Annotated in this window: 8 protein-coding genes; 7 read left to right on the top strand and 1 reads right to left on the bottom strand. The window is 64.8% G+C overall.

Annotation, left to right across the window (positions count from 1 at the left end):
* The first annotated feature begins 225 nt into the window (after positions 1–225).
* From FJ311_08215 to FJ311_08190, 6 genes are all read left to right on the top strand, one after another.
* Positions 226–615: a response regulator gene (locus FJ311_08215; GenBank protein MBM3951423.1), complete on the top strand. Its 390-nt coding sequence runs from the start codon at positions 226–228 to the stop codon at positions 613–615.
* Entirely contained in the window at positions 612–3,440 is a 2,829-nt protein-coding gene (locus tag FJ311_08210) for a response regulator (GenBank protein ID MBM3951422.1), read from the top strand. The genes FJ311_08215 and FJ311_08210 overlap by 4 nt, the downstream gene beginning before the upstream one ends.
* Positions 3,437–4,615 carry a response regulator gene (locus tag FJ311_08205; GenBank protein ID MBM3951421.1) on the top strand — a complete coding sequence of 393 codons (1,179 nt, stop codon included), beginning with the start codon at positions 3,437–3,439 and terminating at the stop codon, positions 4,613–4,615. The genes FJ311_08210 and FJ311_08205 overlap by 4 nt, the downstream gene beginning before the upstream one ends.
* A 100-nt stretch (positions 4,616–4,715) precedes the next feature.
* The gene (locus FJ311_08200) at positions 4,716–5,468 is read left to right on the top strand and encodes an ABC transporter ATP-binding protein (GenBank protein MBM3951420.1); all 753 of its coding nucleotides are present in this window, start codon (positions 4,716–4,718) and stop codon (positions 5,466–5,468) included.
* The gene (locus FJ311_08195; GenBank protein ID MBM3951419.1) at positions 5,468–6,223 is read left to right on the top strand and encodes an ABC transporter permease; all 756 of its coding nucleotides are present in this window, start codon (positions 5,468–5,470) and stop codon (positions 6,221–6,223) included. Before FJ311_08200 ends, FJ311_08195 begins: the two co-directional genes overlap by 1 nt.
* A gap of 7 nt (positions 6,224–6,230) precedes the next feature.
* Positions 6,231–8,204: an ABC transporter gene (locus tag FJ311_08190; GenBank protein MBM3951418.1), complete on the top strand. Its 1,974-nt coding sequence runs from the start codon at positions 6,231–6,233 to the stop codon at positions 8,202–8,204.
* A gap of 81 nt (positions 8,205–8,285) precedes the next feature.
* Here FJ311_08190 and FJ311_08185 read toward each other — a convergent pair whose 3' ends face one another.
* On the bottom strand, positions 8,286–8,564 hold the full coding sequence (locus FJ311_08185; GenBank protein ID MBM3951417.1) for an HU family DNA-binding protein: 279 nt from the start codon (positions 8,562–8,564) through the stop codon (positions 8,286–8,288).
* Between the two features lie 312 nt (positions 8,565–8,876).
* Between FJ311_08185 and FJ311_08180 the strand changes: the two genes are divergently transcribed.
* Positions 8,877–10,007, top strand: a complete 1,131-nt coding sequence (locus FJ311_08180) for a M20 family metallopeptidase (GenBank protein ID MBM3951416.1) — start codon at positions 8,877–8,879, stop codon at positions 10,005–10,007.

The following is a 10,007-nucleotide window of genomic DNA, read 5'->3' as shown; positions in this document are numbered from 1 at the left end:
CTCAAGGAAATCGAGTTCCGTTTCAACCACCGGGGCGACAACACCTTCAGGCTCTTCCTGAAGGCCTTTTTTGGTTACGTTTCGCCCTAATTACCTAATGAAAATAAGGCCAATTATGGTTCCAAACCGATCCCTCGAAATTTACAATCGCGGTTAGCAGTTACAGAATGATGCAACGTATGAGGTTCAACCCGTACCCGAGGGCGACGACCGACGATAACTTTTATGCCCCCTCTCAGCCGTATCATGCACGTCGACGACGCGCGCGACATCCGCGACGTGGTCAGGCTTGCCCTGGAAACTCTGGGGGGGTTCACGGTCGAAAGTTGCGCTTCGGGCGCGGAGGCGGTCGCCAAGGCTCCGGACTTCGGGCCGCAACTCGTTCTGCTCGACGAGATGATGCCAGACCTGGACGGGCGGGAAACCTTTCGCCGGCTGCGCGAAGTCGCCGGGATGGAAGCGGTGCCGATCGTGTTCATGACGGCCCAGGCGGCGCCGGCCGACGTCGCGCGTCTTGAATCGTTCGGAGCGCTCGGCGTCATCGCCAAGCCGTTCGATCCGACGGCGCTCGCCGACCGGGTGCGGGCGATCTGGGACACGGCTGTGCGACGATGACCGGCAACGATGCGCTGAAGGGCGGTCTGGCCCGATTGAAGGCCGAGTTCGCCGAAAGGCTTCCCGGCCGGTTGGACGAAATCGAGTCGGCAAAAAAAGCGTTCGCGGACGCTTCGGGCGACGCCCGGATCGCGGCATTGAAGAATCTTGCCGGCTTGGCCCACCAACTCGCCGGTTCGGCGGGCACGTTCGGCTATCCGGATCTCGGTTCGGCGGCGCGCGCGCTCAGCGATCGTTCCGAGGAAATTCTGGAGAGCCCCGCATCTTTGGACACCGGCACGGTCGCGCAAATCGTCGAGTTGACGAACCGGTTGATGGCATCGGCCGGAAACGCGGCGCCCCCTTCGTCGAAAACCGAACCGGAAATCCGGCGGACGGGATCGAGCGGTCGCAAGCATTTGGCGTTCGCCGCCTACATTCCTGCGGCGCTGACCGCATTGGGAATTTTTCTCGCGGGCCTGTACGCGGATCACCTGAACGAACGGCATTTCATGAACGGTCAGCGCGCCAGCGTGTTCGACAAGCTGTCCGCGATCCGGAGCCGCTTGGAAGGGTACGTCCACGCCAATACCAGCCTGGTGAAGGGGCTGTCGGTGGTGATTGCGACAGAACCCGATATGTCCCGGGAACGATTCGAAGCTTTGGCGGGCCCATTGCTCGCCGAAACGTGGCAGTTGCGCAACATCAGCGCCGCGCCCGATTTTGTGGTCCGCTACGTTTTCCCGCTCCGGGGCAACGAAGGGGCGCTCGGCCTGGATATCGGCAATCACCCCGCGCAACGGGAAGCGGCCTTTCGCGCGCGCGATATCGGCGAGATGGTTCTCGCGGGCCCGATCGATTTGGTCCAGGGCGGCCGAGGCTTCGTCGGCCGGTTTCCGGTTCTCGTCGATCGCGGACCGGACCGGGGCAAGGCGTTTTGGGGCGTGATTTCCGCCGTCATCGACGAGGAACGCCTGTACGAGGCTGTAGGTTTACGCGAATCGAATATGCCCATCGACATCGCCATCCGCGGCAAGGATGCCCTAGGCGCCAAGGGCGAACTATTTTTTGGCCGAGCGGAAGTATTCGATTCCGCCCCGGAACTGGCGTCGGTGCGTCTGCCCGACGGGACGTGGCAGCTGGCGGCGATACCGAAAGGCGGCTGGCCAGTAAGGGCGGATAACGCCTGGGCCTTGCGGCTTGCATTTGCGTTCGGCGGATCGCTGATCATCCTGTCGGTGGCGTTCGCGACGAGCTCGTTTCGAAAGCGCACGGAAAGCGTCGAAGCCCTGAAAGCGAGCGAGGACCGTTTTCGCGAGCTGGCGAAGATATCGTCCGATTGGATCTGGGAAACGGGCCCGGACGGCCGATTTACCTACCTGAGCGACGGGTTCCCGGGACAAACCGGCCACCCGAAAATCCGGCTATTGGGAAAGCGCCGCGAGGATTTTGCCGTCCGCGTTTCCGGCGACGAGGAGTTTTGGAAGCACCATCGGCGTGCCCTGGCCGAGCGCCGGCCGTTCCGCGACGTGCGCTACCGTTACCGCCGGCCCGACGGCACGACTGGCTGGACCTCGATCCGGGGCAGCCCGGTCTTCGATGCCGACGGAAATTTCCGGGGTTACCGCGGCGCGGCCCGCGAGATCACCCAGCGCATGAACGAAGAGCAGGAATTACGCGAGGCCCGAGAAGCGGCCGACGCGGCCAACCGGGCCAAGTCCGATTTCCTGTCGAATATGAGCCACGAGCTGCGTACGCCGCTCAACGCCATTCTCGGGTTCGGCCAACTCCTTAAATACAACCCGAAGGAACCGCTGACGGAAATCCAGGCCTCCAACGTCGATATTATCCTTAAAGCGGGCCAGCACCTGCTCGATCTCATCACCGAAATTCTCGATCTGGCCAAGATCGAGGCGGGAAAGATTGCGCTCTCGATCGAGGGTGTCTCGATCCGCGCGCTGTTCGACGAGGTGCGGACCATGATCGCGCCGGCGGCGGAAAAATCCCGCATTGCCTTGGAAATCGTACCGCCCGAGCCGGATATTCTGATACGGGCGGACCACACACGGGCCAAGCAGGCGCTGCTCAATCTCATGTCCAACGCCGTGAAATATAATTTCGAGGGCGGCCGGGTAACCGTGAAAGCCACGGAGGTTCCCGGCAGCCGAATCCGCGTCAGCGTCGCCGACACGGGAGCCGGCATTCCGCCCGACAAGCAGTCGGAGTTGTTCCAGCCCTTCAACCGCCTCGGCGCCGAGGCGACCGGGATCGAGGGCACCGGCATCGGCCTAGCGCTGACGAAAAAATTGGTCGAGATGATGGACGGCGCCATCGGCTTCGAAAGCGAAATCGGGGTCGGCAGCACGTTCTGGGTCGAATGGCCGTTGTCCGCCGGCCAAGATAAACCCGCGCAGAAGAGCCAATGGGCTCGTTTTCCGGGCCTTCAGGCGGAAACAGCGATACCGTTTCCCGCCGGCACCATACTTTATGTCGAGGACAACCCGGAAAATCTCCGGTTGGTGGAACTGATTCTGAAACCGATCAACGGCGTCACACTGTTAACGGCGGACAACGCCGAACTTGGCTTGTTGATCGCCGCCGACCGTAAACCCGATATGATCATCATGGATATAGGCCTACCGGGGATGAACGGGTTTCAAGCCCTTGAAAAACTTAAAGGCGACACCTGCACCAGCGCCATTCCGGTCGTGGCGCTCAGCGCCAACGCCACCGACCATGACATCGCGAGGGGAACGCAATCAGGGTTTTTCCGCTACTTGACCAAACCGATTGACGTAGGCCAGTTTTTGAGCACCGTGCGAGACGTTCTGAAGGGCCGGTCATGAACACGATAGTTCCGACTCCGCTGTGGCAACGGGAAGCCAAATCCGCCCGTATTCTGATCGTCGACGACAATCAGGCCAACGTACAGCTCCTGCAGGCGCTGCTCGACCGCGAAGGCTATACCAACGTCACCGGCGTGACCGATCCCCGCGACGTTATTCCGTTGTGCGAGGTCAACCGGTATGACCTGATCTTGCTCGATATCCGCATGCCGCACATGAACGGCTTCGGTGTCATGGCGGCACTGAAGAAAGCCGACCCGGGCGATTACCTGCCGGTCCTGGTTCTAACCGCGCAAACCGACCGGACAACCCGGATCCGGGCTCTCGAACTGGGCGCCAAGGATTTCGTCAACAAGCCCTTCGACGCGACCGAGGTGATGAACCGGATCGCGAATATGCTCGAGGTGCGGCTGCTCTATAACGAGCGCCGGCGCCAGAAGGAAATTCTGGAAGACAAGGTGCGCGAACGCACCGCCGAGTTGGCTCAACGCAATCGCGACCTGGAAGACGCCCGCCTCGATGTCATTCGCCGCTTGGGGCGCGCGGGCGAATTCCGCGACAACGAAACCGGCATGCATGTGGTGCGCATGAGCAAATACTGCGAGCGGCTGGCGCTCGCCACGGGATACGACCAGGAGTTTTCCACGCGGCTGCTCGCCGCGAGCCCGATGCACGACGTGGGCAAGATCGGCATTCCGGACAGCATTCTGCTCAAGCCCGGCAAGCTCGATCCGGAAGAGTGTAAAATCATGGAGACTCACGTCACCATCGGCGCCGACATTCTCGATAAGAACGACGCGCCGTTGATGCGGATGGCCCACAGCGTCGCTCTAACCCATCACGAAAAATGGGACGGCACCGGCTATCCCCGTAAGCTCAAGGGTGAGGACATCCCGATCGAGGGCCGAATCGCGTCGTTGTGCGACGTGTTCGACGCCCTTACCTCCGAGCGTCCCTACAAAAAAGCGTGGCCGATCGAGCAGGCGCTCGATCTCGTTCGCCGCGAGTCGGGCGCCGCTTTCGACCCCAATCTGGTCGCCGCCTTCGAGCGGGTGCTGCCCGATATACTGGGTCTGCGTACCCAGTACGCCGACGGTCCCGAGCACGACATGGACGACTACCGCGCCCGTTACGACGCCGCGCTTAGGAGCAGGGGGCGCGCGTCCGGGCCTTAAGCCGCCATTTCGGGCCGGAATCCGCGCTCCGCTCCTCTTGCGCGGGGTGCCGCTAGCCATTACATCATCCGCGGTTCGAAAGAGGGGCTCTGATTCAGGGATGATCGAACTCGAGGCACTTGAAAAGCGCTTCAACGGCTTCGCGGCCGTGGACGGCGTCAGCCTGGCGGTCGGCCGGGGGACCGTGCTCGGATTTCTCGGTCCCAACGGCGCCGGCAAGTCGACGACCATGAAGATGGTCGCGGGCTTTCTCGCGCCGACCGCGGGGCGGGCACGGGTGTGCGGCATCGACGTGGTGGCCGATCCGCTCGCCGCCAAGCGCCAGATCGGCTATCTGCCGGAAGGCGCGCCCGCCTATCCCGACATGACCGCCCGCGACTTTCTCGGCTTCGTCGCCGACGTGCGTGGCCTCAAGGGCGCCGAGCGGGCGAAGCGCCTTGCCGACGCGATCGAGCGGGTCGAAATCGGCCCCGTGTTGGACCAGTCGATCGAGACGCTCTCCAAGGGTTTCAAGCGCCGGGTCGGCCTTGCCCAGGCGATCTTGCACGACCCGCCGGTGCTGATTCTCGACGAGCCGACCGATGGTCTCGACCCCAATCAGAAGCATCACGTCCGCCAATTGATCCGGGCCATGGCGCCCACGAAGGCGATCGTGATTTCGACCCATATTCTTGAAGAAGTCGAGGCGATCTGCACCCGCGCCGCGATCATCGCGCGCGGGCGCGTGGTCGCCGAAGGCGCCCCGGTCGCCGGGAGCGGCTGGATGTTCGGGAACCTGCGCGCCGAGCCGGGCCGGCTCGAGGGCGTGTTCCGCGCGCTGACCGCCGATGGGCCGAGGGAGGCCGCGTCGTGATCGGGGCCTTTCGCCATGCCTTTGTCGGCACCTGCGCCGTATTCCGGCGCGAGTTCCGCGCCTATTTCGCGACTCCGGTCGCCTATGTCTTTATCGTCGTTTTCCTCGCGGTCAGCGCGCTGTTCACTTTTTATCTCGGCAATTTCTTCGATCGCGGCCAGGCGGACCTGCGGCCCTTCTTCTCGTTCCATCCGTGGCTCTATCTCGTGTTCGTGCCGGCGATCGCCATGCGCCTGTGGGCGGAGGAGCGCCGCTCGGGGACCATCGAGCTGCTCATGACCCTGCCGGTCGGCCTGTTCGGAGCGGTGCTGGGCAAGTACCTCGCCGCCTGGGCGTTCGCCGGCGTCGCGCTGGCGCTGACCTTCCCGATTTGGCTCACGGTCGCCTATCTCGGCGATCCCGACCACGGCGCGATCTTCGCCGGCTATCTCGGAAGCTTCCTGATGGCGGGCGGCTACATGGCGGTCGGCGCATGCCTGTCGGCGGCAACCAAAAATCAGGTCGTGGCGTTCATCGCCGCCATCGCCGTCGGCTTCGTTTTCACGGTCGCGGGCGCGCCGTTGGTGCTGGACGCGCTCGCCGCTTGGGCGCCGCGCGCGCTGATCGACGCGGTCGCTTCGTTCAGCTTCCTGGCGCGGTTCCAATCGATTGCCGCCGGCGCGCTCGACGCGCGCGATCTGGTGTTCTTCGTGTCCTTCGCGGCGGCGTGGCTGTTCGCCAACGCCGTGGTGGTGGAAATCAAGAAGGGGGGATGAGGGCGCCATGACCCGCAAGCCTCTCGGCCTTGCCGCACTCGCCGTCGCCGCGGTGTTGTTTTTCGCCGTCAACATCGCCGCCGCCTGGGGCTTGCGCGGCTGGCGCATCGATTTCACCGCCGACCGGCTGCACACGCTCTCGCGCGGCACGCTCAACACGCTGGCGGCCCTCAAGGAGCCGGTGACGCTGAAGCTTTTCTTCTCGGCGAAACTTTCCGACCAGATTCCCCAGTTCAAGGCCTACGGCGCGCGGGTGCGCGAACTGCTGGAAACCTATGCCGCGCGCTCCGGCGGCAAGGTTAAGGTCGAGGTCGTCGATCCGATCCCGTTTTCCGAGGCCGAGGACGGCGCCGTCCAGGCCGGCGTGCAAGGCGTGCCGATCGACGGCACCTCGGGCCGCCAGTTCTATTTCGGCCTGCAAGGCATCGGTCCCGGCGAGCGGCGCGAGGTCATCTCGTTCTTCGCCCAGGAACGCGAGCGGTTCCTCGAATACGATCTGACGCGGCTGGTCCACAACTTGAGTCAGACGGCGAAACCGAAGGTCGCGGTGATCGGCGATGCGCCGCTCGAATTCGGGCCCGGCGGCGTCATGGCCGCGATGCGTGGTCAGGGCCGGCCGCACATGGTGCTGCAGCAGCTGCGCCAGACGTTCGACGTCAAGGTGCTCGGCGCGGACGCGGCGGAAATCGAAGACGACGTCGCGGTCCTCGTGGTCGCGCGGCCGGCGTCGTTGTCGACTAAGGCCCTCTACGCCATCGACCAATTCGCCCTGCGCAAGGGGCGCGTGCTGGCGTTCGTCGATCCGGCGGCCGAATCCGGAACCCAGGCCGGCCCGGGCGGCGGGCCGATGGCCCCGCGCGCGGAAATGCCTGAACTGCTCGCCGCCTGGGGCGTGGAGATGGAACCGGGCCGCTTCGTCGCCGACCGTCGTTTCGGCTTGCCGGTGGAAACCGGCGACGGCGCGAGCCGGCGGGTCATGCCGCACCCGGGCTGGCTCGGCCTCGGCGACGCGGCGATCAACCGCGACGACGTGGTGACCGCGGAACTGGCGGTGGTCAATGTCGGCAGCGCCGGCAGCCTCAAGAAGCGCGAGGGGTCCGAGCTCTCGTTCACGCCGCTGCTGCTGTCGTCCCCGGATTCGGCGACGATGGAAGTGGAAAAGCTCGGCGCGCAGCCCGACCCCGAAGGCATCATGCGCGCCCTCAAGCCGGTCGGCGTCCGCCACGTGCTGGCGGCCCGCATCGCCGGCCGCGTCAAGACCGCGTACCCGAACGGTGCTCCGCCCGAACCCGCCCCGGAGAAGAAGGACGACGCCAAGCCGGAGGATAAGAAGGACGATTCCGCCAAGTCCGAATCGGAGAAAAAACCGGACGAGGCTAAACCGGCGAAACCGCATCTCGCCGAAAGCGCCGTGCCCGCGAACATCATCGTGGTCGCGGATTCCGACATGCTCGAGGATCGCTTCTGGACGCGGGTGCGCGACTTCCTCGGCCAGCAGGTGTCGGTGCCGTTCGCCTCCAACGGCGATTTCGTGGTCAACGCGGTCGACAATCTCGCCGGTTCGGACGATCTGATCCGGTTGCGCAGCCGCGGCATCTCCTACCGGCCGTTCACGGTGGTGGAAGACCTTCGCCGCGACGCGGCCGAGCGGTTCCTCGCCCGCCGCGACGAATTGCAGCAGGCGTTGGACGACACCGAAAAGCGTCTCAATGAATTGCAGGACCGCAAGAAGCAAGGCGCGGCTGCCGCGGCGCTCACCGCCGAGGAAGAATCGGCGATCGAAAAATTCCGCGACGAGATGGTCCGCATCCGTCGTCAGTTGCGCGAAGTGCAGCACGGGCTCGAACGCGACATCGAATCGCTCGCCGCCTGGCTCAAGATCGTCAACATCGGCTTGGTGCCGATGGGAGTCCTGGTCCTTGCCGCGCTTATCGCGCTCGCGCGCAAGCACCGCCGGCGCGTCCGGGTACTGCGCGACTGATTCGCGCTTAAATTTTTACACAAATGAAAACCCCCGGACCGTGAAGTCCGGGGGTTTTCGTTTACCGGTTAAACTGGCCGATCAGCGCTTGTTGACGGCGTCCTTGAGCGACTTGCCGGAAGAGAACTTCGGCTGCTTCGAGGCCGGGATGTTGATGGCGGCGCCGGTCTGCGGGTTGCGGCCTACGCGCGCGGCGCGCTTGGACACCCGGAACGTTCCGAACCCCGCCAGGCGAACTTCGCTGCCCTTCTTCAGGGTCGCGGTGATGACGTCGAGCACGGCGTCGACCGCCTTGTTGGAGTCGGACTTGGTAAGGCCGGTGCTGTCGGCGACCGCAGCGGCGAGATCCTGTTTGTTCATCGCGTGTCCTTTTGAAAATTGAAATCGGAGGTTCAGGCCGATCGACCGCTGTCAGCCGACCGTCGCGCCAACCATAGCCATCCGCTTTTCCCGGTCAAGCGGCATTTGCTCGAATCACCAGTATTTACAGGCCGAATCGAGGGTTAGAGGGGTGCGTTCGATTCCGTCTTGAACATGGTTCGCCGCTCCGCGCGCGTCGTGGCCGCGCGAATCGGAGTAGGCGGCGAATCGTTGGTCGGCGGGCGTTTTCATCCGCCCCCGCGCTTGACCCCCAGAGAAACCTCGGGCAGTTATCAGTCGAGGATTTCGCCCATGGCCGCCATACCCGATGTCGTCGAATTGACCCGGACCCTGGTCGGGTTCGACACCGTCAACCCGCCCGGCAACGAGCGCGCCTGCGCCGAAACGCTCGGCAGGATTCTCGAAGGCGTGGGGTTCAAATGCGCCTATCATGAATTCGCCCCCGGTCGGGCAAGCTTGGTCGCGCGGGTGGGACGCGGCGGCGCGCGCCCGCCGCTCTGCTTTACCGGTCACATCGACACGGTGCCGCTCGGCGCGCAGCCGTGGACGCGAGATCCGTTCGCCGGCGAAATCGCCGGCGGGCGCATGTACGGCCGCGGCACCAGCGACATGAAAAGCGGCGTCGCCGCCTTCGTCGCGGCGGCGGCGGTGACGGCGCGCGACCTGGCGCGTGGGCCCGGCGCCGTGCTGGTCATCACCGCGGGCGAGGAGACCGGCTGCGAAGGTGCGGCCCATCTCGCCGCCACGGGTACCGCGCTCGGCGACGCCGGCGCGATCGTGGTCGCCGAGCCGACCGCCAATCGCGCCTACGCCGGCCACAAGGGCGCGCTGTGGTTGAAGGCGCGCACCCGGGGCGTGACCGCCCATGGCTCGATGCCCGAGCGCGGCGTCAACGCGGTCCACAAGGCGGCGCGCGCGGTCGGCCAGCTCGCCGACTTCGACTTCAACGTCGCCCGCCATCCGGTGATGGGCGCGCCGACCCTCAACGTCGGCACCATCAAGGGCGGGCTCAACGTCAATTCGGTGCCCGATCAGGCGGAAATCGGCATCGATATCCGTACCATTCCCGGCCAGCGCCACGACGCGGTCCGAAGTACCCTCGCCACCTATCTCGGCTCCGAAGTCGAGGTCGAGCCGTTCATCGACGTCGAGGGCGTTTGGACCGACCCCGGCCATCCCTGGATGCGCCAAGTCTACACTGCGGTCGAGAAGGCGACCGGCGTCAAGGCCGACGTGCGCGCCGCGACCTATTTCACCGACGCCGCGTTTTTGACGCCGGCATTGGGGCGCCCGCCGACCGTGATCCTGGGACCGGGCGAGCCGGAACTCGCCCACCAGACCGACGAATACTGCGTGGTTGAGCGCATCCGCGAAGCGGAAGCCATCTTCACTTATCTGGCGCTGGAGTGGAGCCAGGGCTGA

This window comes from Rhodospirillales bacterium, from assembly GCA_016872535.1.
Taxonomy (GTDB): Bacteria; Pseudomonadota; Alphaproteobacteria; order Rhodospirillales; family 2-12-FULL-67-15; genus 2-12-FULL-67-15.
Note: the sequence above shows the minus strand (reverse complement) of the source record. Positions and strands in the feature narration are given on the sequence as shown.